Below are 24,258 nucleotides of genomic sequence, written 5' to 3' on the forward strand. Positions count from 1 at the left end.
CTTACTCTTTCTGAACATGAAAATACCCCCATATAGGACTTTTATATTTCATTGTCCTATATGAGGGTAGCATATCATGCAGCTGGGGTTTTTATTTGTCGAAAATTGCGTTAAATTTCCACTTCACAAAACATGTGTTTTGGTGTATTATAAAGAGGAATCGAAAAATATCTTGTTGACAAAAGTGTCGAACTGGTGTATTATATAATATAGACACGAACATGCGTTCATAAAAGCGTACAGACTATTCTGTACAGAAAGAGGTAAGGTTTGGATAAGAATAATCAGGAAAAGCTTAAAGCATTGGACGTTGCGTTAACTCAGATTGAGAAGGCTTACGGCAAGGGTGCCGTTATGAAGCTGGGCGATTCTGGTGCAAATATGAATATTGAGGTTGTACCGACAGGTTCCCTTAGTCTTGATATTGCACTTGGACTTGGCGGACTGCCGAAAGGTCGTATTATTGAGATTTACGGACCAGAATCAAGTGGTAAGACAACTGTTGCTCTTCATGCAGTTGCAGAGGTTCAGAAAAGAGGCGGAATTGCAGGCTTTATTGATGCTGAGCATGCACTTGATCCTGTTTATGCAAGAAATATTGGTGTTGATATTGATAATCTCTACATATCTCAGCCGGATAATGGAGAGCAGGCACTTGAAATCACTGAGACGATGGTTCGCTCAGGTGCTATTGATATTGTGATTGTTGATTCTGTTGCAGCACTTGTTCCAAAGGCAGAGATCGATGGCGATATGGGTGATTCCCATGTAGGTCTTCAGGCAAGACTTATGTCACAGGCACTTCGTAAGTTGACAGCAGCAATCAGCCGTTCCAATTGTATCGTAATTTTCATCAATCAGCTGCGTGAGAAGGTTGGTGTTATGTTTGGAAATCCAGAGACGACTACTGGTGGACGTGCACTTAAGTTCTACTCATCTGTTCGTCTTGATGTGCGCCGTGTAGAGTCCTTGAAGCTGGCAGGTGAGGTAATCGGAAACCATACAAGAATTAAGGTAGTAAAGAATAAGATTGCTCCGCCATTTAAAGAAGCAGAGTTTGATATCATGTTTGGAAAGGGTATTTCCAAGGAAGGCGATGTGCTTGATCTTGCGGTGAATTTAAATATCATTGTCAAGGCAGGTGCATGGTTCTCTTATAATGATGCAAAGATTGGCCAGGGACGTGAGAATGCGAAGATTTATTTGTCACAGCATCCTGATATCATGGCTGAGGTTGAGAATAAGGTACGTGCACACTATAACCTTCCGCTTAAGGATGCAGAGCCGACAGCACTAGCAGAGTCAGGGGATGATGCAGAGTGAAGCAGTGGGAGACAAGCGAGCTGTATCGCGAGGTAAAGAGCCGTCCGTCTGAGGACGGTTCTTTGCCTTTTCAGAAAGATTCAGCAGGTTTTAACACCGAGGCCAGAAGACGCTGTCTGCATCTTCTCGAGTACAGTCCACGAACGGTTTATCAGCTGAAAAAACGCCTAATGGACGATGGCTTTTCGGCAGAACAGACAGATGATGCTATTCGTTACGCCGAAAGCTTTGGCTATGTGGATGATGGAAATTATGCTATGGAATATGTTCGGACTGGCTGTCAGAAAAAGAGCAGGCGTCAGCTTTATATGCAGCTTTCAAGCCGCGGTGTGGATAAGGAATCGATTGAAGATGCACTTGAGGCCTATGCAGATGAGCAGGAAAATACGGTGCGCCGTCTGGCACGAAAGCGTCTTATGCAAAAGCCGCCTCGCACAGAAGAAGATTTTTTAAAGGCAGTAAAAAGTCTTGTATCAAAGGGATTTCCGTACGAAATGGCAAAGCGTGCTGTCTGGGAGCTGCGTGATGAGTATGGTTCTACAAATAAATAGGCAAAGAAAGGCTGGATGTATGTTGGATTCCACAAAACGTCTTGACTTTTATAAATGAATCGTATAAAATTATACTGTTGCCTGTTTATATATGAAATATAAACCGTACAATGAAAATTTCATAAAGGAGGTGCTCCTGTGGTTCCTATTATTATTACAGCAGCGGTTACTGCAGTGATTGTTGCTGTTATCGTCTGGTTCGTCGCAACCGGCATCCAGCAGTCCAAGTACAAAGCGACCGTTGGAAGTGCGGAGGAGAGATCCAGAGCAATAATAGACGATGCTCTTAAGACCGCAGAAAGCAAAAAACGCGAGGTGCTTCTTGAGGCGAAGGAAGAAAACCTGAAAGCTCAAAATGAACTCGAAAAAGAGATCAAAGAACGCCGAAGCGAATTGTCCAGAATGGAAAAGCGTGCTGTCAATAAAGAAGAGGCGCTTGACAGAAAGACAAGTATTTTAGAAAAGCGGGAAGCGAGCCTGAATGCAAAGGAAGAAAGCCTGAACAGAAAACATGCAAAGGCTGACGAACTTACGGCACAGATTTCTCAGGAACTGGAACGTGTTTCAGGTATGACCTCCGAACAAGCAAAAGAGTTTTTATTCAAGAGCGTGGAAAACGAAGTAAAACTTGACACTGCAAAGATGATTAAGGAGATGGAGGCAAAGGCAAAGGATGAGGCATCCGCGAAGGCAAGGGAATATGTAGTGACTGCCATTCAAAGATGTGCTGCCGATCATGTAGCAGAGACAACAATCTCAGTTGTTCAGCTGCCAAATGATGAGATGAAGGGAAGAATTATCGGACGTGAAGGAAGAAATATTCGTACCCTTGAGACGCTTACCGGAGTAGAGCTTATTATTGATGATACACCGGAAGCAGTTGTTTTGTCCTCTTTTGATCCTATGAGAAGAGAAGTGGCAAGAATCGCTTTGGAAAAGCTGATCCTTGATGGCCGTATTCATCCGGCAAGAATCGAGGAGATGGTGGAGAAGGCGCAAAAAGAAGTTGAAGTAATGATTCGTGAAGAGGGAGAGGCAGCCCTGCTTGAGGTGGGTGTTCATGGCATCCATCCAGAGCTTGTAAAGCTTTTAGGACGCATGAAGTTCCGCACAAGCTACGGTCAGAATGCGTTAAAGCATTCAATCGAAGTTGCTCATCTTTCAGGACTGTTGGCCGCAGAGATGGGGTTAGATGTCCGTATGGCAAAGCGTGCCGGATTGTTACATGACATTGGAAAGGCAGTAGACCATGAGATGGAAGGCTCACATATTCAGCTGGGAGCCGAGCTGTGCCGCAAGTACAGAGAGTCCCAGATTGTGATCAATGCCGTTGAGTCCCACCATGGCGATGTAGAACCAACCTCTTTAATTGCATGCATCGTTCAGGCCGCAGATACAATTTCTGCAGCAAGACCAGGTGCAAGAAGAGAAACTCTCGAAGCGTACACGAATCGTCTGAAGCATTTGGAGGAGATTACCAATTCGTTTAAGGGAGTTGAGAAATCCTATGCAATTCAGGCGGGCCGAGAGGTTCGGATTATGGTTATTCCGGAACAGGTGTCAGATGCTGATATGGTTATTCTGGCCAGAAATGTTTCAAAGCAGATTGAAGCAGAGTTGGAGTATCCTGGACAGATCAAGGTAAGTGTGATCAGAGAGTCCAGAGTTACCGACATAGCAAAGTAATGACAAAAGGTGTTGTGAGAGCAGCACCTTTTTTCTTTTATATCACTTTCGCATATTCTCTTTTTACACAGCATAAAATATAGTTGCGTGATAAGCTTTGCTTAGGGGGAGGTGTGCGATGGATCTTAGGAGAAATTCGTTACTTTACAGCTTGCCGATTGTAATGTTTGTAGTAGGGATTTTTATTGGAACAGCAGTCAGTATTTGGCGCTCAGCGTATTTATATAAGCAAACGATCTGCTATCTTCCGGCAGTTCATCTTCAAATTAAACAGGCAGGCTTTCCTTCTGGCTTTTTGAAGTATGTTTGCCGCCTTCGCCTGCCCGTTTTTTTGATGATAGCAGTGTCAGCTTTAACAAATGCTGCACCAGCTGCTTTTGCAGCAATCGCCTTTATTTCTGGTGTATCAGCAGCAGTTATAATCACATCAGCAACGATGCTTTTTGGCATCACAGGAATATTGCAGGCTCTGGCTCTTTTTCTGCCGCACTTTATCTTTTATATTTTTGGATACTGGGCACTTTACGAGCTAGCCTATAAACGCAGCGAATTTAGATTAGGAGAGCAAATCGGGATTTTATTTCGCATAGGGCTGATATGGGCTGTTGGGATAGGAAGCGAGGTGATGTTAGCACCGCTTGTAGTTATGAAGATATTTGTTGCATAGCCCTAAGTTGAGGGGCTTTCGTAACATGACGCGTGAACTGTAGTATAATATTTGAAAAAACTTGCGCAAAAGAAGGCTTGCAAAATATAAGCAAACATGCTAAGATACAAAGTTGGAAGCGGCAACGTTTGTTTGGTTGTACGAGAGTACAGAAAGGTATGGTTACACAATGACAAAAATTGATATTATTTCAGGTTTCCTGGGAGCAGGAAAGACAACCTTAATAAAGAAACTTTTACAGGAAGCATTAAATGGCCAGAAGGTCGTTTTGATTGAGAATGAGTTTGGTGAGATCGGCATTGACGGCGGCTTTTTAAAGGACGCTGGAATCCAGATTACTGAGATGAACTCAGGCTGCATCTGCTGCTCACTTGTAGGTGATTTTGGCGCTGCTTTAAAGAAAGTAGTTGAGCAGTATCATCCAGACCGCATTATTATTGAGCCATCAGGCGTAGGCAAGCTGTCTGATGTTATCGCAGCTGTCATGAACGTTGCAGGTGATATTGATCTTGACTTAAACAGCTTTGTAACAGTTGCAGATGCGACAAAATGCAAGATGTATATGAAGAACTTCGGTGAGTTCTACAACAATCAGGTTGAGAGCGCAAACACCATCATCTTAAGCAGAACTCAGGGAATGAAGGAAGAAAAGCTGGCTCAGGCAGTTTCCATGATTCAGGAGAAGAATGCAAAGGCAAAGATCATTACCACTCCGTGGGACGAGCTGACAGGTGAGCAGATTTTGGCTGTTATGGAGCAGGGTCATTCACTGGCAGAGGAGCTGATGGAAGAGGCTATGAAGCTTCATGAAGAAGAGGAGCATGAGCATCATCATCACCATCATGACGACGATGATGATTGCTGCTGCCATGACCATGATCACGAGCATCATCATCACGATGACGACGATGATCACGAGCATGAGCACCATCATCATCACCACGATCATGATGAGCATGAGCATCATCATGACCATGACGAGCATGGCGAGGAGTGCACCTGTGGCTGCCACGATCATGATCATCATCACCATCATCATGCAGATGAGGTATTTACCAGCTGGGGCAAGGAGACTCCTAGAAAGTATACAAAGGAAGAGCTTGATGAAATTCTTGTTAAGCTGTCTGAGGAGACCGAGTTTGGTATTATCTTAAGAGCAAAGGGAATGCTGCCGGCAGCAGATGGCACATGGCTGTATTTCGACCTTGTTCCGGGTGAGTATGAGATCCGTAATGGTGCACCTGATTACACAGGAAGACTTTGTGTAATTGGTTCTAAGATGGATACCGATAAGTTAGAAAAGCTGTTTAAGCTGTAAGCGATAAAAAAGTAGAGAAACATGGCGATAGAGTTGCCAATCCTGTAATAAGGTGAGGCAGCTCTTCGTTATAAAAGCGTTAGAAAGGGAAGACAGTAACATGGCAAATGAGATACCAGTATATATGATCACCGGATTTCTGGAAGGCGGAAAGACATCATTTTTGAAATTTACGCTGCAGCAGGATTATTTTAATGATGGATCTAAGACACTTTTAATCCTTTGCGAAGAAGGAGAGACAGAGCTTGATCAGGAATTTATGGACAAGTATCATGTTGTGACAGAGACAATCGAGGAAGAGAGTGAATTAAACAGAGAGTACTTCCGTGAGGTAGGAAAGCGCCACAAGCCAGATCGTGTTATTATCGAGTATAATGGTATGTGGTCTCCGAAGAATATTACACAGCTTCCATTTCCATATTCATGGGAACTGTATCAGACGATCACTGTTCTCGACGGAAGCACCTTCCAGCTGTACTTAAATAATATCAAGTCGCTGGCAATGGAGCTTTTAACATACACTGATATGGTTGTTTTCAATCGCTGTACACAAGAAACGCCAATTGATACATTCAATCGTTCAATCAAGGCAGTAAACCGTCGTGCAGAGGTGATGTTTGAGACAAAGGATGGAGAGACTTTGCAGCCAGAAGATGTACTTCCTTATGACCGCGATCAGGATGTGATTCATCTTGAGGATGAGGATTACGGTATCTGGTATATTGATGCACAGGATAATCCAGATGAGTATGTCGGAAAGACCATTGTGTTCAAGGCAATGGTTATGAAGAATAAGGAGTTCCCGGCAGATGTGTTCGTTCCAGGAAGAAATGCGATGACATGCTGTGCCGATGATATTCGTTTCCTTGGCTTTGTCTGCAAGTATAAGGATACAGCGAGCTTAAAGAGACGTCAGTGGGTAATGGTCACTGCAACGTTTGAGTGGGAATATTCTGATCTGTATGGCGAGAAGGGACCGGTGCTTCGTGCGACTGAGGTTGCTCAGACAAGTGCACCGAAGGAAGATCTTGTATACTTCTAAAAAGTGCTGAATTATTATTTATTTTCTCACCGCAAAGAGAAATGAGAGAATTGTACTAGAGTACAGTATCCTCCCATTTCTCTTTTTTTATTGTTCCATTTTCTTTAATTCTGGCAAGACTGTGCACAGCATTACGACAAAGCAAAGCCCACCGCCAATGACGTTTGATACTGGTTCTGCCAAAAAGACACCATCTGTTCCCATATGAAGTGCGTATGGCATCAGATAGGTGAGCGGCACAACGATAAAGACTTTACGAAGCAGTGAGAAGAAAATCGCCTGCTTCTTTTTATTTAATGATTTAAAGACGGTTTGACCAATATATTGGCAATCCATGAAGATGAATGCTGCAAAATATTGCTTTAAAGCTGGGACTGCATCCTTCATCAGTGTGGCATCTGAGCTAAAAATACCAATTAATGCATTGGGAAATACAATAATGATGCTCCACATAATGGCCGTGTAACCAAGCATCATAGCCCCCATTACCATCATCGCTTTTCTCACGCGACTGGGACGACGTGCACCGTAATTGTAGCTTAAAATCGGAGAGGTTCCCTCGTTCATTGCATGGATCGGTGTCTCAACCAATTGGCGAACGCTCGATACGATTGTCATGACTGATATGTAGATATCGCCACCGACATTCGACAGAATATTGTTGCAGCAGATAGATACAAGACTGTTTGTCAACTGCATGATAAAACCTGCTGTTCCAAGGCTTACGATATTTTTTGCATAGCCGGTGCATTCGGCAAATTCGTCCTTTTTCAAGAATCGAACCTTTAATTCGGATTTTTTTGTCAGGAAAAACAGTACAAATGCAGCCGACAGAAATTGAGAAATTACAGTTGCAATCGCGGCACCCTGCACACCAAAGCCCAAAGCAAAAATAAATAATGGATCTAATAGGAGATTGGCAATAGCTCCGACGGCAATTGAGGTCATACCGATTGTCGAGTAGCCCTGTGCATTGATAAATGGATTCATACCAGTGGCAATCATAGATGGCAGTGTTCCAATTAGATAAATCATAAAATACGGATAGGCATAAACTAGGGCATCCTTTGATGCGCCAAATACGACAAGAAGCGGTCTGGCAAATAAAAAGCCAATAAGCATCAAGACAACGGCACAGGCGACAACCATTGTAAATGAGGTGTTCATAATACTTGCCGATTTTTGCGACTCATTTTTCCACGATAAATTGAAAAGAGCGGAGCACCTCCGCTTCCAAATAAATTGCTGAAGGCGGTAATCACAACAATCAGTGGAAAACACAGTCCGACAGCGCCGAGTGCTGCTGTTCCGACATTTGGAATACGTGCAATATAAATTCGGTCTACAATATTATATAGTAGATTTAAAATCTGAGCTACTAACATTGGAAGAGCGGCACCAAGAATATTTCCTGTCACTGTTCCATGCTCAAAATCAATTAGTTTCATTTTATATAGAGAACCCCTTTCTTTTTTGTTTGCCACAATAGTATAGCATGTGTTAAACTATATGTAAATTATTGTTTTTATATGGCAAATCAATAATTTTTGTATATTAAAAATAAAACAAAACTTTAAAAACGATGTGAGAAATTTCTTAGATGAAATTGACAGGAAAAAAACATTGCAAGGAGGAGAATAAGAACGATGGAACTTAGACAGTTAGAATATTTTCGGGCGATAGTAGATGAGGGAAGCATTAGCGGAGCAGCAAGGGCTCTCCATATGACACAGCCGCCACTCAGCTATCAGATGAAAATGCTAGAGGAAGAATTGCAGGTTTCGCTTTTTCTTCGCGGCACCAAGAAAATTACATTGACAGAAGCGGGAAAGACACTCTATGAGCAGGCAGAAACACTTTTAATGCTTGCCAATTTGACGAAACAGGAAGTAATAAAGTCAGGGCAGGCGGCGACTTTGCATATTGGAATGACACCGTCTACAGTCTCAATGATGTCTGATTTTCTGGTTCAATTTTCTAAAAAATATCCGAAGGTTCACTTTGACATTCATGAGGGATCGACGTTCACGTTAAAAGATCAATTGGAAAACCAAATGTTGGATCTGACGACTCTTCGAACTCCAATTGTGTTAAATGGATGCGAGACGTATCCACTTGCAAAGGAAAGTTTGCTTGCGATGGCAATACCCGAATATCCTATTTTAAGAGGGCGTTCCTCGATTAAGTTAAGAGAGCTTTCCGAGCAACCATTGATCTTGTCTCACCGATATCAAAAATATATGTTTTCTGCATTTGAAAAAGCTGGGTTGATTTGCGATATTTATCTTGCCTGCGAGGATGCCAGAACAGCAATGACGATGGCCGAAAAAGGGCTTGGAATTGCCATTTTGTCAGAGTCAATGTTGACACGTTCGGATAAGCTCCATGCGTGCCAGATTTGTGATGCTGATTTGACAACGGAGATTTTACTAGCATGGAGAAAAGGACGACTTCCAGAGGAGATTCGGGAGCTTTTGGATATGATATTTTGATGCCAAAAGAGAGCTGATGGAAAGATGGAAAAGCTGAATCAGACAGGGGATCATTTCTTGGAAGTGACTTGATAAGTAAAAAAAATTGTGATAACATGAAAACACAGAAAATCAATCCGAAGGAGGTAAGAGGAATGGCACTTGAAAAGAAGGAAGAGTGGAAGACAATTGCTGATGTAGAAGCGTTGCCGGAAGGAACTAGAGCAGAATTGATAGATGGAGAAATTTTTTACAATATGGCAGCGCCTACAGTAGTGCATCAAGAAATTGTAGGCTTTCTCACCCGAAAAATAGGAAATTATATTGAATCCAATAATGGTAAATGTAAAGTGTATCCAGCACCTTTTGATGTGCAATTAAGTGCAAATGATAAGTATAATCTTGTGCAACCAGATGTGACAGTAGTTTGCGATCGTGATAAGTTAAGTAACGGTAAGCGGTGTATTGGTGCACCAGACTGGGTAATTGAAGTCGTATCTCCTTCAACGGAAAATAATGATTATATTCGTAAATTGATGAAATATAGTATGGCAGGTGTTCGTGAATATTGGATTATTGACCCAAAGAATGACAGAATTGTTGTCTATAATCTTGAAATGGGCTTGCAGGCAGGAGCATTTGATCCACCAAAGACTTTAAAGGAGAAAGTCAAGGTCAATATTTATCCAGAATTAGAAATTGATTTTTCTCAATTAGAATTGTAATTAACAATGCTGAAACAAAACTCAAATAAAAACCATCGGCTTGCAACTATCCGTATTGTTGCAAGCCGATGGTTTTCTGATCAAACTAGTACAATTAGCGATGCTTTGTCTCACAGTAGATACAGCGATATACTTTATTTTCTTCATCTGTCAAATCAAATACGTGCGGCAGCTCCTGCTCAATGGAGGTGATGCAGCGCGGATTCTTGCAGTGAATTACATTTGTGATACGCTTTGGAAGACGAAGGATCTTCTTTTCAGAGATCACGCCATCCTTGATGATGTTAACGGTAATCTTGTGATCAATGTAGCCAAGTGCGTCAAGATCAAGCAGATCTAAGCTTCCCTCGATCTTGATGATATCCTTGCGACCCATTTTGTTGCTCTTTGCATTTTTGATGATAGCAACCTGGCAGTTCAGTTCCTGAAGATTTAAATAATGGTAGATATCCATTGATTTTCCTGCCTGGATATGGTCGAGAACGACACCGTTATTAATACCACTGATGTTCAGCATAATATTCCTCCTCAAATTTCTTAGATTTTTTCAGGTGCAAGTCCGAGCAGTGTCAGAATAAGTGCCATGCGGACATATACGCCAAACTGAACCTGCTTAAAGTATGCAGCACGCGGATCATTATCTACTTCTACAGAAATTTCATTTACACGTGGAAGCGGATGAAGAACGAGCATGTCATCCTTTGCCAGATCCATCTTTTCTTTTGTCAGGATATAGCAGTCTTTCATGCGGATGTAGTCTTCCTCATTGAAGAAACGCTCCTTCTGAACACGTGTCATGTAAAGAATATCAAGCTCTGGAAGAACATCATCCAGATTTGTTACTTCTTTAAATTCAAATCCCTTTAATACCTCGTCACGGATGTAGCTTGGAACGCGAAGCTCCGGAGGGGAGATAAGGACAAATTTTACATTTTCATAGCGAACCAGAGATTCAATCAGAGAATGAACGGTACGGCCAAATTTTAAATCACCGCAAAGACCGATTGTCATGTTGTCTGTATGTCCCTTTAAGGTACGGATTGTGAAAAGATCAGTCAGCGTCTGAGTTGGATGCTGGTGTCCGCCGTCTCCAGCATTGATGACTGGGATGCCAGAAAACATGGAGGCAACCTTTGGAGCACCTTCCTTTGGATGGCGCATTGCACAGATATCGGCATAGCATGATACAACACGGATTGTATCAGCAACGCTTTCGCCCTTAGAAGCAGAACTGTTTTCGGCAGAAGAAAAGCCAATAACAGTACCCCCGAGATTAAGCATTGCTGATTCGAAGCTTAACCGGGTTCGTGTGCTTGGCTCATAGAAAAGTGTAGCAAGGCGTTTGCCGTCGCATTTGTGTGCATACTTGGTTGGATTTTCTTTAATATCATTAGCTAGATTTAAAATATTATCCAGCTCATCCATGGACAGATCCAATGGGTTTAATAAGTGTCTCATAGAGAATAACTCCTTTCCGATTGTATGACTCATTTGATTCACGGGTATTATATAACAGAAAGAAGAAAATGGGAAGAGAAAATTAAAAGTTCTTTAAAAAAAAAGGAAAAACTTGTATTTGGCAAATTGGTATGATAAAATAAGGATTGTCTGTACAATTTTGAAAGCTTGAACGCTTTACTTTACAGACATTGGCTCTAAAATTAAAATGAAGAAAGAGTAGGAATTAAAGAAAAAGAGTATGGGCGACAACGAAGAATTATCTGTTGATCAGGAGACTGTCGATCAGAAAGTGGATCAGCCAGAGATTGGTGATGAGCCGCAGCAGCAAAATTCCACAGATAACTTTGACCCGAAAAAGCACACACGTGTGCAGACGGGAGCAAATGGAGAGCTTTGCTTTCAGGGATTGACGCAGGCAGAGGTAGAAGCGCGTATTGCAGACGGACAGGTAAATGCCATTCAGGATTCAAGCAACCGCAGTGTTAAAGATATTGTGATGGGAAACACATTGACGTTTTTCAACTTTATCAATGTCGTGCTGTTGGCACTAGTTTTATCTGTTCGCTCCTACAAAAACATGCTGTTCATCTTTATCATCATCGCAAATACGCTGATTGGTATTTTTCAGGAAATCAAGGCAAAGATTACGCTTGATAAATTGAAGATCCTGACAGTAAGTCATGTAGATGTAATACGTGATGGCGTGAAAAAGTCTGTAACAGTTTCAGAACTAGTAAAGGATGATGTTATTTTGCTAAAGAGCGGAGGACAGATTCCGGCGGACGGTGTGATTTTGGATGGAGAGGTGGATGTAAATGAATCTCTTTTAACAGGAGAGTCTGATTCAATCCATAAGACGTGCGGCAGCAAGGTGCTTTCGGGAAGCTTTGTGACATCAGGAAAGGCAATGTGTCTTCTGACAGAAGTTGGACACGATTGTTATATGGAAAAGCTTTCGTCAGAGGCAAAGCAGTTTAAGCGCTATAAGACAGAGCTGCAGAGAAATCTGGATACGATCTTAAAGTTTATCAGTATCATTATTGTACCGCTTGGCATTATATTATTTGCAAAGCAGTATTGGATCTCAGGCAGCACCTATGAGCAGGCAGCACTTGATACAGTGGCTGCAGTACTTGGTATGATCCCGGAAGGTCTTGTACTTTTGACTAGTGTGGCGCTGGCACTTGGCGCAGTTCGTCTGGCGAGACGAAGCACACTTGTTCGTGAGCTGTTTTGTATCGAAACTTTGGCGCGTGTAGATACGCTTTGTCTTGATAAGACAGGAACAATCACAGAAGGTCATCTCTGCGTACAGGGTGAGGAATCAGTAAAGGAAGACGTTGATTTAGAGCAGCTGATGGGCAGAATGGTTGCAGCACTTGGAGATGAAAATGAGACATTTCAGGCGCTTCGTCAGCATTACAAGAGAAACCAGTCAACAAACACAAAGCTTGTGCTTCCATTTTCGTCAGAGCGCAAGTTCAGTGGTGTTGTGTTTGAGGGAGAAGGAACGTACCTTATGGGTGCATACCAGTTTATTTTCCCGCAGGCAGATCCGGCAGTGCTTGAAAAGATTGCAGAATATGCAAGTCAGGGTCTTCGTGTGCTGACAGTTGCGCACAGTCCAAATGAGATGACAGACTATACGTTAGCAGAGGACTTTGAGATTGTTGGTTTCGTCTTCATGACAGATGTTGTCCGTAAGAATGCACCTGATATTTTGGGTTATTTTGAGGAGCAGGGTGTTGACTTAAAGGTAATCTCAGGTGATGATCCTGTAACGGTAGCGGCAATTGCAGCACGCGCCGGATTAAAGGATGCCGACAAATATATAGATGCGACAACGATCCATACTGATGAGGAAATGGAGGATGCCATCTTAAAATATTCAGTTTTTGGACGTGTTACTCCAAAGCAAAAGCAGCAGATGGTAAGGCTTCTAAAGCAAAATGGCCGTACAGTAGCTATGACTGGTGATGGTGTAAACGATGTGCTTGCACTCAAGGATGCTGATGTTAGTATTGCGATGGCATCAGGAAGTGAGGCAGCAAAAAATACAGCTAATCTGGTATTGTTAAATTCAGACTTTGCATCACTGCCACATATTGTAAATGAAGGACGACGTGTCATCAACAATATCAAGGCAGCAGCTTCAATGTTCTTAATTAAGACAGGATTTTCTGTTTTGACAGCACTTTTGACAATCATTGTTGGACAGAATTATCCGTTCCAGCCGATTCAGCTGTCAGTCATCAACGGATGTGCAGTTGCAATTCCAACGATGCTTTTGCAGCTAGAACCAAGCTTTCAGAAGGTCAACAAGCATTTCTTCAGAGAGGTGCTTCGAATGTCAATGCCGGCGGCCATTACTATTACAGCAATGATTACTATTATAAACAATATTGGCCATTCAATTGGAACACCGCGTGAGATGCTTTCAACTGTATGTGTACTGGCAACGGGATGGGTTTATCTGATCACACTTCGTCAGGTATATTCGCCAATGACAGGATACCGCAAATTTGTTATTTATCTTATGCAGACAGCTTACCTTGTAGCAATGGTAATTGGTCAGCGTATTATGGAACTAGTTGGATTAAACTTTACATGCGTTATAGTCACATTGGCAGCAGTAAACTTCGCACCAATGATTATTGATCTTGCAACAAAGGGTTATGATAAGTTTTTCTATTGGTACGATCATCGCCATGATGTCAAGCCGCCAAAGCCGATAAAGGTAAAGACAAGACGATTTAGAGGTGTATAAGAAAAAATATTATAAACAAAAAGTGCAGCAATTTGCGGATTGCTGTGCTTTTTTTATAGGTCGGAATGAGTATGGAGTGTCTGCCATAGAATGAAGAAAGGGCGAGTATAACCTGCAAGATTTAAGGTGGGGGAGTGCATGCGAGCAGCAATATATCTTAGACTGAGCAAAGAAGATAAACAGGAGAGCATTGAGAATCAGAGGGCTCTTTTAAGGAAGTATGCAAACGATCATGTTTTTTCGGTTGTAAAAGAATATACAGATGAAGCAATATCTGGTTTAACAGACACGCGTCCTGGTTTTGCTAAGATGATGGAGGATGCCAGACAAGGTCATTTTGATGTGATTCTGGCAAAGAATCAGTCACGCTTTTCACGGAATTTTTTACATATTGAGCAGTACCTTCATCGGGAGCTGCCGCATCTTAATATTCGTTTTATTGGTGTGACGGACGGTGTAGATACAGGCAAAATTAATAATATTGCAGTGCGTCGAAGTGGAAAAAAGACGAGACAGATATATGCTCTTGTAAACGAGTGGTATTGCCAGGAGATTTCCGAAAATGTGCGGGAAATCTTGCATCAGAAGGTGCTTAGCGGTGAGTTTATTGGAAGCAGCGCTCCATTTGGCTATCAAAAGTCACCAGAGAATCCACATAAGCTGATATTAAAAGAACCAGAGGCATCAATTGTAAGAGAACTATTCGAGGCGTATGCGGCTGGCACATCAGTCAAAGAGCTTGTGAAGCACTGTCAGCAAAAAGCATATCCATCTCCAGATGCTAAAGCAGGCTGGAGCAGCAGAAGCATTTACCGGATTTTAGCAAACGAGTGTTACACCGGGAAAATAGTGCAGGGAAAGACAAGGACTGTCAGCTACAAAAATCAAGCGAGGATACAGATTCCGCCAGAAGAGTGGATTAGGATAGCACATGTCCATGAACCGATTATATCAGAGGAAATGTTCTTTTTTGTACAGGAGAAAAAACACAGGCGCTTCACCGAGTAGGAATTTCGTGAAAATAACTGCGATCACACCATTGCCTCCTTCCCATGTTGCAGGCATTATCGCAGGTGACGGCACGCTTTCTGGAGGTCATATTCAGGGAATTGCACCGCAGGCTTTCATTGTGTCTGTACGTGTTCTCGATGCTCACGGAAAAGGAAGGCTGTCTGCTATGCTGGAAGGCATTCGCTGGCTTAAAGAAAATGGGAAACGCCTTGGTATACAAATTGTAAATATCTCAGTAGGTTCAGTTAAAAAGCAGAAAGAAAATTCGCAGCTTGTCAAGGCTGTTGAATCGCTTTGGGATAGTGGTCTTGTGATTTGTTCAGCGGCAGGCAACGAGGGTATGCAGCAGCATAATATTACATCGCCGGGAATAAGCAGAAAAATTATCACTGTTGGTTCCTGCGATGATAAGGAAATGATTGATGAGGGTGGAAGATTCTACCATAATTATTCAGGAAGAGGACCGACAATTGCCTGTATTTGTAAGCCAGAGATCGTAGCACCTGGAACAAATATTGTGGCAACAAATGCAATGAAGGGGGAAGATGACCGCCCTTATACAGTAAAGAGCGGAACGAGCATGTCTACGCCCATGGTATCTGGTGCAGCAGCGCTTTTATTGGAACGTTATCCAAAAATGACAAATACAAATGTGAAGCTAAAGCTTTGGAAAAGTGCGAAAAATTTAGGCTTACCGCGCAGTCATCAGGGGTGGGGACAGCTCGATATAAGTCATTTACTTGAATAGTGCTTGCATAATACAAACAAATAATGTATAATGACCAACAGAAAATGAAAAATGGAAGGCGTAAGAAAGGTTACGTATTATGAAGCAAACAATGAAAAGAATAACGGCAGTACTAGTAGCAGTATGTCTTTGCATGCTGTCTGTCGTATCCGTATTTGCACAGCAGGATGGTCCTGATGTCAAGGCGGAGGCATACTGTGTAATTAACAGAAAGGACGGCTCCATTGTATATTCAAAAAATATGGATGACCGTTACTACCCGGCAAGTATCACGAAAATTATGACGGCACTTGTCACACTTGAGCATTGTACTGATCTTGACGATACTGTTGTATTTAACAGTGAAGTTATGGATTCTATCAGCAGCAACAGCTCTACATTAAATCCAGTGGCAATATTGGACGAGGAGATGACAGTGCGTGATGCGTTGTTTGGCCTTATGCTTAATTCCGCAAATGAGTGTGCGAGCGCGCTGGCAGTTTATACGGCAGGCTCCATTGACGCATTTGTTGAGATGATGAATGAGAAGGCACAAGAGCTTGGTGCAGTCAATACACATTACATGAATGCGCATGGACTAGATGATGATGATCATTATACAACAGCTCACGATATGGCGATTATTTTTGATGCAGCACTCAAAAATGATGTTTTTCGTTATGTTGATTCAACAGCAACCTACACGATTCCGGCAACAAACAAGTATGGTGAGAGAAATTGTACCAGCACAAATCAGCTGATTAATGGTGCACGTCCATATGAAGGTGTGTATGCAGGAAAAACAGGACATACTGCAAAAGCAGGACGTACATTAGTTACAGCAGCATACCGTGATGGCATGGATCTTATCTGTGTAATCATGAAATCAGATAATGATAATTTCTACAGTGATACAGAGACATTATTCGATCATGCATTTTTAAAGGTGCAGGGAAACGAGCAGGAAGTATATGCAGCGGCAGATGACTCTGTAATGGCTCAAAATGATCTGGCTTCCGGATTAAATGTGCGTCAGTATCCAAGCACATCAGCACCAAGAATTGCTTCTTTAATGCCAGGCGCTGCAGTTCACCGCATTGGAACATTTGGAAACTGGAGTCAGGTTGAGACACCAAATGGTGTTGGTTATGTCTCTTCACAGTATCTTATTTTCCAGGATGGCACACCTGTCGGAACATATGAAGTTGTAAATACACTGACAGATGATCAGAAGTCTGCAGCACCTGTTCTGGCTTCACAGGAGTCAGATGAGGCAGAGGTGACAAGCAGTGAGGAGTCTGTCGAAGCCACGCAGCCTGAATCACAGGCACAGGAAAATGAAAGTAATGAAGCAGAGACTAACGCACAGAATCAGCAGGTAACAACTGTAGCAGCAGGCCCGACCATTCCCCAGCAGACATACCGTTATCAGCTGACTATTAATAATTTAACAATGGTCATCATTGGTGTTATCTTTGCGATTGCAATTGTTGTTGCTATTCTTGCAGTTACATTAATCAGAAGACGAAACAAAGACGATGATGATGATGTGTATGAGCAGGAAGCCGGAAACGACGAAGAAAAAGCAATTGTTCCAACGCCTATATCTGCACAGGAAAAAGTGCAGCGTGCACAAAAGACAGCGAAGGCACACGTAAAGCAGAGTGCAAAAGAGCAGGCAGCACGAAAGAAGGCAGCTAAGAATAAACGTCCGATAGAGGAAGCAAAAGAAGAGTCAAAAGAAGAAGCAGTGCCAGTACAGGATACACACACTGTATGGGAGCCACAGGAAATTGAGGAAGCCGAATGGGACAATGATCCAGAGCATGAAAATGCAGAAGACGAAGGCTTTGTTGATGAAAGCGGTGAAGAAACTTTGCAAGAATACGAAGACGAGTATCAGGAAGAAGCATATGATGACTACGACGAGTACGAAGAATATTCCGACGAGGATGACTGGGGCGATGAAATCCTAGAAGATGACTGGGATGAAGAATAAGAACAGAAAAAAATGTAATGATTACTTGATTTTTCTGTAAAATATGTTATACTAACAATAGATCCTGGGGTGTACGAAGTCTTGCTTTTATTTGAACCTACATGACTTAATACGGGATTCCTATATTGTCAGGCAGATGTCAGGCCTCCGTTGTGCAGTGGAAGGCAGAAGTTTGATTGCGGTTGCCCACCTAGCATTAGCTAGGCGTCAAATGGGCAGGGACGGCACTCTGGGATAGTACAAAAGATAAAATTATAACGTACGAAGGCATTACAGCAGAACATTCTGCAGTAGTGCCTTCTTTCTTTTCTTGTGTAAACATTAAAAACAGGCGGCAGAGGTGTCAGCATGAAAAATTTCCGCGTGAGGCGTATCCATATCGTCTGCCTGGCTATTGCAACGGCAGAGATCTTGATCGCAGCTTTTGTGTTGTGGAAAAATGCTATTTGGAATGAAACACAAATCCAGACGGCAAATAAACAAAGTGTTTTGTCAGAGACACAAGAAGAAACAACGTCTGATATACAGGAAAATGAAAAAACAGCGACTCAAAATCAGGAAGAAACAAAACCAGTTGAGGAAGCTGTATCTTCGATGCCCTCTATGCGCGTTAAGCTGAAAAATTCAGACAACACCTCATTTGAGCATGCCAAGGTAATCATAACATGTCCAGATACATTTCATATACAGTCTGGCACAAAGGAGCAGATTTTTACCGGCGGACAGACTGTTACGATTACACCGGAGCATCCGTTTTTTCAGGAAGGATCGATTCGTGTGGCATCGGAGGGCGGCTTCGTTATAATTGACAGTATTTTAAGGCGCGGCATCAGCCATGAATATGAAGGTGTTCTTGATTTATATCTTAGTGAACAGGGCATTGTGATTGTAAATGAACTGCCGCTTGAGGATTATGTTTCAAAGGTAGTACCAAGCGAGATGCCTGTTTCCTATGGATTAGAAGCAGCTAAGCTGCAGGCTGTATGTGCACGTACATATGCATATGAACGTATTCTTCACCAAAAAACGATTGATAATTATGGCTCATTTGCAGATGATTCTGTAGATTATCAGGTGTATAACAGTGCAGGCTATCAGGAGATTTCAGCGCAGGGAGCAAAGCTTACATCAGGTGTGATAATGACGCGTGACGGTGCGCCAATCGTGCCATATTATTTTTCAACATCATGCGGCTATACTTCAGATAATCTTGCCTGGTCTGGAAATCAGACGCTTCCTTATCTGAAATCACTTAATTTAACAGGAGAGTCAGATCGTGATATGACAGATGAGGCGACAGTCAGTGCATTTTTACAGGACCAGAATGCAGCTGGATTAGAGTCAAATATGGCATGGTACAGGTGGCGCTGTGAGATTCCTCTTGATGTAATGCAGGAGCTGTTTTTAAAACGTCTTCCAGCGCTTAGCGCCAGTCAAAGTGAATGTATCAAGGCAGAAGGAGAAAGCTTAGAAAAGATCATCAGCTCAACATTAACATCTGTGCAGGTGACGGGTCGTTTCGCCGGAGGCATGGTATCAGGGCTTAAGCTTACATACGAAAAAGGAAGTGTCTTGGTGACAGGGGAGCTTATTATGAGAAAGCTTTTAAGTGAACCAAACCGTACATATCAAAATAAATCAGAGGAAACAGTATCGCTAAGCGAAGGAAATTACCTTCCAAGTGCTTTTTTTTGTCTGATTCCAGTGATGAATCAGGATACGATGACAGGCTATGTGATTTGTGGCGGCGGAAATGGACATGGTATTGGGTTATCACAAAATTGTGCGTACCAACTATTAGAGCAGGGAAAAACGTGGCAGGAGATTCTTTTGTTTTTTTATCAGGGGATTGCATTTGATACAATAACATGGTAAACTATCAAAGTGAATGTTTTCACATGAAGATATGTCAGCATTCGAAGCTGCAGGAGGAGGAAAATTATGACAAAAATAGCAATGACAACTCCATTAGTAGAGATGGACGGAGATGAGATGACCAGAGTTCTCTGGAAGATGATTAAGGACGAGCTGATTCTTCCGTTTGTTGATTTGAAAACAGAATATTATGATTTGGGACTTGAATACCGTGACCAGACACGTGATCAGGTAACGATTGACAGTGCGAATGCGACAAAGAAGTACGGTGTTGCCGTTAAGTGCGCAACGATCACTCCAAATGCGGCAAGAATGACAGAGTATAACCTGCATGAGATGTGGAAAAGTCCAAATGGAACTATTCGTGCTATTTTAGATGGAACTGTATTCCGTGCACCGATTCTTGTAAAAGGCGTAGAACCGCTTGTAAAAAATTGGAAGAAGCCAATCACAATTGCAAGACATGCGTATGGTGATGTCTACAAGGCAACTGAGATGAAGATTCCAGGACCGGGAAAGACAGAGCTTGTTTACACAAACGAAGCTGGTGAGGAGACAAGAGAGCTGATCCACAACTTTACAGGAGCAGGTATCATTCAGGGACAGCACAATGTCGTTGCTTCCATTGAGAATTTTGCACATTGCTGCTTTAGATATGCGCTTGATACAAAGCAGGATCTGTGGTTTGCGACAAAAGATACCATTTCCAAAAAGTATGATCACACCTTTAAGGATATTTTCCAGGAGATCTATGATCGCGATTATAAGGAAGCATTTGAGAAGGCTGGTATTGAGTATTTCTATACATTGATCGATGATGCTGTTGCAAGAGTAATTCGTTCTGAGGGCGGATATATATGGGCTTGCAAGAACTATGATGGTGATGTTATGAGTGATATGGTAGCAACAGCATTTGGTTCTCTGGCAATGATGACATCTGTTTTAGTATCTCCGAATGGCTGCTACGAGTATGAAGCTGCTCATGGAACAGTACAGAGACATTACTATCAGTATAAGGAAGGAAAGAAGACTTCCACTAACCCAGTTGCAACAATTTTTGCATGGAGCGGTGCATTCAGAAAAAGAGGCGAGATGGACGGCTTAGAGAAGCTGTGTGATTACGCAGACAAGTTAGAGCAGGCAACTATTGATACAATCGAGTCTGGCATTATGACAAAGGATTTGTCTGCCATCACAACGCTTTCAAATGCACAGACAGTAACTAGTGAGGAATTTCTTAGTGCAATCAGAAGCAGATTGGAGGCATTGCTTGCATGAGTGTTCTGAGAGCAGGAAATACAACACTTGAGGATGGAAAGGTACGCATCTGTGTACCAATTGCCTATGAAACGGAAAAAGAAATTTTAGAAGAGTCTGTGCGCATTGGGAAAAGCAGTGTGGCAGATATTGCCGAGTGGCGTATTGATTGGTATCAGGATGTGTTTCAGCCAAGGAAGAGAAATGCACTTTCGAGAAAAATTCGTGAGAATCTGCAGGGAAAACCGCTTTTAGTAACATTTCGAAGCAGACGAGAGGGCGGTGAGAGGGATATTACTCCCGAAGCGTATCAGACACTTCTTGATGAAGTAATAGAAAGCAATATGGCTGACCTTATTGATGTGGAGCTTAGCCAGGGAATGGCATGTGTACAGGAATTGATAAAACATGCACACCAGATGGGTATCGGTGTGATTGTATCACAGCACGATTTTAAAAAGACACCGGAAGCTTCAAATCTTATTACAACAATGGAGCAGATGGCAGGCTACGGCGCAGATGTCTGCAAAATAGCAGTGATGCCTCAGTCTCTTGCAGATGTGGCAGCGCTTCTTTTGGCGACAGGAACTATGAAGGAGAATCATCCAGAGACACTTTTAATTACAATGTCAATGGGGCGCACAGGATGTGTGAGCAGGCTTTGCGGCGGTTTATTTGGCAGTGTAATGAGTTTTGGAAGCATGGGAAAAGCCAGTGCACCGGGACAGGTATCAGCAAAAGAGCTGTCAGATGTGTTATGGGCAATAGAACGAGCAGTCAACTGATACCCATGAACGGCTTTTGGAGCTTTTGACCCTGGTATTATAACAAAAAGCAGTCATCCATTTTGATATGTGATGACTGCTTTTTAGATTTGCTATAATTATGGTCTTACCTTTGGAAGTGTTTCAATAAATTCAGCGTTATTTTTTGTGTGTACAAAATGATTTAAAATTTGTTCGATTGCATCATCATTCTTTAGTCCGCTTATGCTTTTGCGGATAGTGGAAACAGCTGTAAGTTCATCTGGTGTCAGAAGCAGATCTTCGCGTCTTGTTCCAGAACGGGTAATATCAATTGCCGGGAAAATACGGCGCTCAGACAGCTTTCTGTCTAATACAAGCTCCATGTTTCCAGTTCCTTTAAATTCTTCAAATACCATATCATCAAGACGGCTTCCAGTGTCAACAAGTGCAGTGGCAAGGATAGTAAGACTGCCACCCTCACGCATATTTCTGGCAGCACCGAAAAATTTCTTTGGCATGTGAAGTGCAGCCGGATCAAGTCCACCAGAAAGAGTGCGTCCGCTTGGAGTCACGGTAAGATTATATGCACGAGCCAGACGAGTCAGGCTGTCTAATAAAACCATAACATCCTGCTTATGCTCAACAAGACGCTTCGCACGCTCAAGAACCATCTCAGCAACCTGCTTGTGATGTTCAGGTGTTTCATCAAATGTAGAATAAATTACCTCAACATGCTCTCCCTGAATGGATTCACGGATATCTGTAACCTCCTCTGGGCGCTCATCAATAAGAAGGATGATAAGATGCATGTCAGGATAATTGTGTGTAACAGCATTTGCAATCTCCTTTAAAAGCGTTGTTTTGCCAGCTTTTGGCGGGGAGACGATCATACCGCGCTGCCCTTTTCCAATAGGGCTGATCAGATCAACAATGCGAAGTGCAGTGGAACCGCCTTCAACCTCCATAGAAAGACGACTGTTAGGGAAAACAGGAGTAAGCTTTTCAAAATTCGGGCGGTGTGAGCAAAGCTCAGGATTAACACCATTGATTGTATTGATGCGAATCAAAGCATCATATTTATTATCATCTGGATTTGCTTTTTGGAAACCATCTACCATATCACCTGTTCTAAGGCCAAAACGACGAATCTGAGACGGCGCAACATATACGTCCTGCTGACCAGTTAAGAAGTTTGCAGAGCGAAGGAAACCAAAGCCTTCCTGTAAAACCTCAAGAATACCGCATGCCGGCTGGCATCCTTCTGGAAGAGCACCATCATTATCAAAGCGGTTTGCAAAATCATCACGCATTGCGTTATCAAAACGATTAGAATATTGAGTAGATGTATCTCTTGAATCAAAACGATTCTGACTGGAAAGCTCTGTTCTTGAATCAAAGCGATTGACAGCATCGGTACGGTTTGTCATATCGTTTCTGTTCATAGCATCATTTCTGTCATTTCGATTAAAGTCGGTACGGTTTTGATAGTCATTTCTGGAATCAAAACGGTTCTGGAAATCATTTCTATAATTATCGTAGCGGTTTGTATAATCTCTTGAAGAATTGTTATAGCGGTTCTGATAATCATTTCTGGAATCATAGCGGTTTGAGTAGTCATTTCTGGCTGAAAAATCACTGCGGCCTGAAAAATCTCTTCCGGAATTATCAAAACGTCCCTGGGAATCATTTCTTGTATTATCAAAACGATTTTGAACATCATTTCTCGTAGAATCAAAGCGATTTGAGGAATCCATTCTTGTATTATCAAAGCGGCTTGTAGAATCTATTCTTGTATTATCAAAGCGGCTTGTAGAATCTATTCTTGTATTATCAAAGCGTCCTTGGGAATCATTTCTTGTAGTATCGAAGCGGTTTACAGAATCCTCGCGCCAGTTAGAATCAGGGCGACCGTTTCGTACACGTGGCTTACGCGGATGAACCGTGTGGGCGTTTGACTGGCGAAGATCCTTAAAGGAAGAGGAGGAATAGGAATTATTCCTGCTGTAAAAATTATTTCTTGCGGCAGCATAGGAAGCTGCAGAAGCAGCATAGGAGCGGCGCTCTCTTTGTGCTGTTGGATCAGCAAGTTTTTCAGAAGAAGAATCCTGTACATCATCAGAAGAAGATGGAGCAGAGCTCATTTGTGAAGAATCTGTCTCTGATAAAGCTGTCTTTGTATCAGTGGAATTTGGTTCAGAAGATGCCGATACAAGTTCGTTGTCGGATGAAGCCGTATCAGATGTTTGAACATTTTGTGTTTGCGGCGTCTGTGCCTGTTCCGGGCTAAGTCTTTCCAGAATTACATCAATCAGCTGCGCCTTGCGCAGAGTAGAAACGTTCTTAATGTGATTTTCTTTCGCAATCTGTTTTAGCTCAGTGAGCGGAAGTGATTTTAATTTTTCACGCATAAATAACCATGCCTTTCTCATGTTTTTGTCATACAAAATACAAATTATAATATTTTTTTAATTTCACCTTTCGAAATGATGCAGCATTCGCATAGCTGCAGCGAAACATCGCACTATCATTATACGAATGAAATGGCAAAAAGTAAAGTAAAAAAATAAACCAAAACTTGACGAATGTATGTAAAATTGATATCATTATTCTATAGTGCGTCACGTGTGAAGGA

At 42.2% G+C, this 24,258-nt stretch carries 18 protein-coding genes, 1 other RNA gene and 1 pseudogene; 16 read left to right on the forward strand and 4 right to left on the reverse strand.

Translation table 11 applies throughout. The features are described from left to right. Positions 1-270 precede the first annotated feature (270 nt). The 6 genes from recA to LKD48_RS11845 all read left to right on the forward strand — a co-directional run bounded on the left by recA (position 271) and on the right by LKD48_RS11845 (position 6,587). Positions 271-1,323 carry a recombinase RecA gene (recA, locus tag LKD48_RS11820; RefSeq protein WP_118614511.1) on the forward strand — a complete coding sequence of 351 codons (1,053 nt, stop codon included), beginning with the start codon at positions 271-273 and terminating at the stop codon, positions 1,321-1,323. After that, on the forward strand, positions 1,320-1,874 hold the full coding sequence (locus LKD48_RS11825) for a regulatory protein RecX (protein ID WP_308732093.1): 555 nt from the start codon (positions 1,320-1,322) through the stop codon (positions 1,872-1,874). The genes recA and LKD48_RS11825 overlap by 4 nt, the downstream gene beginning before the upstream one ends. A gap of 138 nt (positions 1,875-2,012) precedes the next feature. Further along, positions 2,013-3,560, forward strand: a complete 1,548-nt coding sequence (gene rny / locus LKD48_RS11830; protein ID WP_118614507.1) for a ribonuclease Y — start codon at positions 2,013-2,015, stop codon at positions 3,558-3,560. A 118-nt stretch (positions 3,561-3,678) separates the two neighbouring features. Further along, positions 3,679-4,227: a hypothetical protein gene (locus LKD48_RS11835; RefSeq protein ID WP_308732094.1), complete on the forward strand. Its 549-nt coding sequence runs from the start codon at positions 3,679-3,681 to the stop codon at positions 4,225-4,227. 169 nt (positions 4,228-4,396) lie between these two features. Beyond that, the gene (locus LKD48_RS11840) at positions 4,397-5,545 is read left to right on the forward strand and encodes a CobW family GTP-binding protein (protein ID WP_308732095.1); all 1,149 of its coding nucleotides are present in this window, start codon (positions 4,397-4,399) and stop codon (positions 5,543-5,545) included. Positions 5,546-5,645: 100 nt separating this feature from the next. Beyond that, the gene (locus LKD48_RS11845; protein WP_066562600.1) at positions 5,646-6,587 is read left to right on the forward strand and encodes a TIGR03943 family putative permease subunit; all 942 of its coding nucleotides are present in this window, start codon (positions 5,646-5,648) and stop codon (positions 6,585-6,587) included. A gap of 87 nt (positions 6,588-6,674) precedes the next feature. Here LKD48_RS11845 and LKD48_RS16555 read toward each other — a convergent pair. Beyond that, positions 6,675-8,035 (reverse strand): annotated as a pseudogene (locus tag LKD48_RS16555) (MATE family efflux transporter). A 198-nt stretch (positions 8,036-8,233) separates the two neighbouring features. Between LKD48_RS16555 and LKD48_RS11855 the strand changes: the two are divergent. Both LKD48_RS11855 and LKD48_RS11860 read left to right on the forward strand, forming a co-directional pair. Continuing rightward, positions 8,234-9,079: a LysR family transcriptional regulator gene (locus LKD48_RS11855; protein ID WP_308732096.1), complete on the forward strand. Its 846-nt coding sequence runs from the start codon at positions 8,234-8,236 to the stop codon at positions 9,077-9,079. 134 nt (positions 9,080-9,213) lie between these two features. Beyond that, positions 9,214-9,783 carry a Uma2 family endonuclease gene (locus LKD48_RS11860; protein ID WP_308732097.1) on the forward strand — a complete coding sequence of 190 codons (570 nt, stop codon included), beginning with the start codon at positions 9,214-9,216 and terminating at the stop codon, positions 9,781-9,783. Between the two features lie 94 nt (positions 9,784-9,877). Here LKD48_RS11860 and LKD48_RS11865 read toward each other — a convergent pair whose 3' ends face one another. Together LKD48_RS11865 and pyrB are read right to left on the reverse strand one after the other, a co-directional pair. Further along, a complete protein-coding gene (locus LKD48_RS11865; RefSeq protein ID WP_308732098.1) occupies positions 9,878-10,300 on the reverse strand; it encodes an aspartate carbamoyltransferase regulatory subunit in 423 nt (140 codons plus the stop codon). 20 nt (positions 10,301-10,320) lie between these two features. Then, positions 10,321-11,241 carry an aspartate carbamoyltransferase gene (gene pyrB / locus LKD48_RS11870; RefSeq protein WP_118614499.1) on the reverse strand — a complete coding sequence of 307 codons (921 nt, stop codon included), beginning with the start codon at positions 11,239-11,241 and terminating at the stop codon, positions 10,321-10,323. A 241-nt stretch (positions 11,242-11,482) separates the two neighbouring features. Between pyrB and LKD48_RS11875 the strand changes: the two genes are divergently transcribed. The 8 genes from LKD48_RS11875 to aroD all read left to right on the forward strand — a co-directional run bounded on the left by LKD48_RS11875 (position 11,483) and on the right by aroD (position 21,665). Continuing rightward, on the forward strand, positions 11,483-14,011 hold the full coding sequence (locus LKD48_RS11875) for an HAD-IC family P-type ATPase (protein ID WP_308732099.1): 2,529 nt from the start codon (positions 11,483-11,485) through the stop codon (positions 14,009-14,011). Positions 14,012-14,149: 138 nt separating this feature from the next. Next, positions 14,150-15,019 carry a recombinase family protein gene (locus tag LKD48_RS11880; RefSeq protein WP_308732100.1) on the forward strand — a complete coding sequence of 290 codons (870 nt, stop codon included), beginning with the start codon at positions 14,150-14,152 and terminating at the stop codon, positions 15,017-15,019. 7 nt (positions 15,020-15,026) lie between these two features. Further along, positions 15,027-15,770: a S8 family serine peptidase gene (locus tag LKD48_RS11885; RefSeq protein ID WP_308732101.1), complete on the forward strand. Its 744-nt coding sequence runs from the start codon at positions 15,027-15,029 to the stop codon at positions 15,768-15,770. Between the two features lie 79 nt (positions 15,771-15,849). Beyond that, complete coding sequence (locus LKD48_RS11890; RefSeq protein WP_308732102.1) at positions 15,850-17,748, forward strand: SH3 domain-containing protein; 1,899 nt, start codon at positions 15,850-15,852, stop codon at positions 17,746-17,748. A gap of 58 nt (positions 17,749-17,806) precedes the next feature. Continuing rightward, positions 17,807-17,988, forward strand: a non-coding RNA gene (ssrS, locus tag LKD48_RS11895) — 6S RNA. A 108-nt stretch (positions 17,989-18,096) separates the two neighbouring features. Next, positions 18,097-19,623: a SpoIID/LytB domain-containing protein gene (locus LKD48_RS11900; RefSeq protein ID WP_308732103.1), complete on the forward strand. Its 1,527-nt coding sequence runs from the start codon at positions 18,097-18,099 to the stop codon at positions 19,621-19,623. A 66-nt stretch (positions 19,624-19,689) separates the two neighbouring features. Continuing rightward, positions 19,690-20,901: an NADP-dependent isocitrate dehydrogenase gene (locus LKD48_RS11905; RefSeq protein WP_262536407.1), complete on the forward strand. Its 1,212-nt coding sequence runs from the start codon at positions 19,690-19,692 to the stop codon at positions 20,899-20,901. Further along, the gene (gene aroD, locus LKD48_RS11910; protein WP_308732104.1) at positions 20,898-21,665 is read left to right on the forward strand and encodes a type I 3-dehydroquinate dehydratase; all 768 of its coding nucleotides are present in this window, start codon (positions 20,898-20,900) and stop codon (positions 21,663-21,665) included. Before LKD48_RS11905 ends, aroD begins: the two co-directional genes overlap by 4 nt. A 98-nt stretch (positions 21,666-21,763) precedes the next feature. Here aroD and rho read toward each other — a convergent pair whose 3' ends face one another. Then, positions 21,764-24,055, reverse strand: coding sequence for a transcription termination factor Rho (gene rho / locus LKD48_RS11915; RefSeq protein ID WP_308732105.1), 2,292 nt, complete (start codon positions 24,053-24,055; stop codon positions 21,764-21,766). Positions 24,056-24,258 lie beyond the last annotated feature (203 nt).

It is taken from the genome of Anthropogastromicrobium aceti (genome assembly GCF_020687335.1).
Lineage (GTDB): Bacteria > Bacillota > Clostridia > Lachnospirales > Lachnospiraceae > Anthropogastromicrobium > Anthropogastromicrobium aceti.

Excerpts from the sequence above, each read along its gene's own strand:
- LKD48_RS11835 (WP_308732094.1), top strand. The coding sequence starts at position 3,679 with ATGGATCTTAGGAGAAATTCGTTACTTTACAGCTTGCCGATTGTAATG.
- LKD48_RS11840 (WP_308732095.1), top strand. The coding sequence starts at position 4,397 with ATGACAAAAATTGATATTATTTCAGGTTTCCTGGGAGCAGGAAAGACA.
- LKD48_RS11845 (WP_066562600.1), top strand. The coding sequence starts at position 5,646 with ATGGCAAATGAGATACCAGTATATATGATCACCGGATTTCTGGAAGGC.
- LKD48_RS11855 (WP_308732096.1), top strand. The coding sequence starts at position 8,234 with ATGGAACTTAGACAGTTAGAATATTTTCGGGCGATAGTAGATGAGGGA.
- LKD48_RS11860 (WP_308732097.1), top strand. The coding sequence starts at position 9,214 with ATGGCACTTGAAAAGAAGGAAGAGTGGAAGACAATTGCTGATGTAGAA.
- LKD48_RS11865 (WP_308732098.1), bottom strand. The coding sequence starts at position 10,300 with ATGCTGAACATCAGTGGTATTAATAACGGTGTCGTTCTCGACCATATC.
- pyrB (WP_118614499.1), bottom strand. The coding sequence starts at position 11,241 with ATGAGACACTTATTAAACCCATTGGATCTGTCCATGGATGAGCTGGAT.
- LKD48_RS11875 (WP_308732099.1), top strand. The coding sequence starts at position 11,483 with ATGGGCGACAACGAAGAATTATCTGTTGATCAGGAGACTGTCGATCAG.
- LKD48_RS11880 (WP_308732100.1), top strand. The coding sequence starts at position 14,150 with ATGCGAGCAGCAATATATCTTAGACTGAGCAAAGAAGATAAACAGGAG.
- LKD48_RS11890 (WP_308732102.1), top strand. The coding sequence starts at position 15,850 with ATGAAGCAAACAATGAAAAGAATAACGGCAGTACTAGTAGCAGTATGT.
- LKD48_RS11900 (WP_308732103.1), top strand. The coding sequence starts at position 18,097 with ATGAAAAATTTCCGCGTGAGGCGTATCCATATCGTCTGCCTGGCTATT.
- LKD48_RS11905 (WP_262536407.1), top strand. The coding sequence starts at position 19,690 with ATGACAAAAATAGCAATGACAACTCCATTAGTAGAGATGGACGGAGAT.
- aroD (WP_308732104.1), top strand. The coding sequence starts at position 20,898 with ATGAGTGTTCTGAGAGCAGGAAATACAACACTTGAGGATGGAAAGGTA.
- rho (WP_308732105.1), bottom strand. The coding sequence starts at position 24,055 with ATGAGAAAGGCATGGTTATTTATGCGTGAAAAATTAAAATCACTTCCG.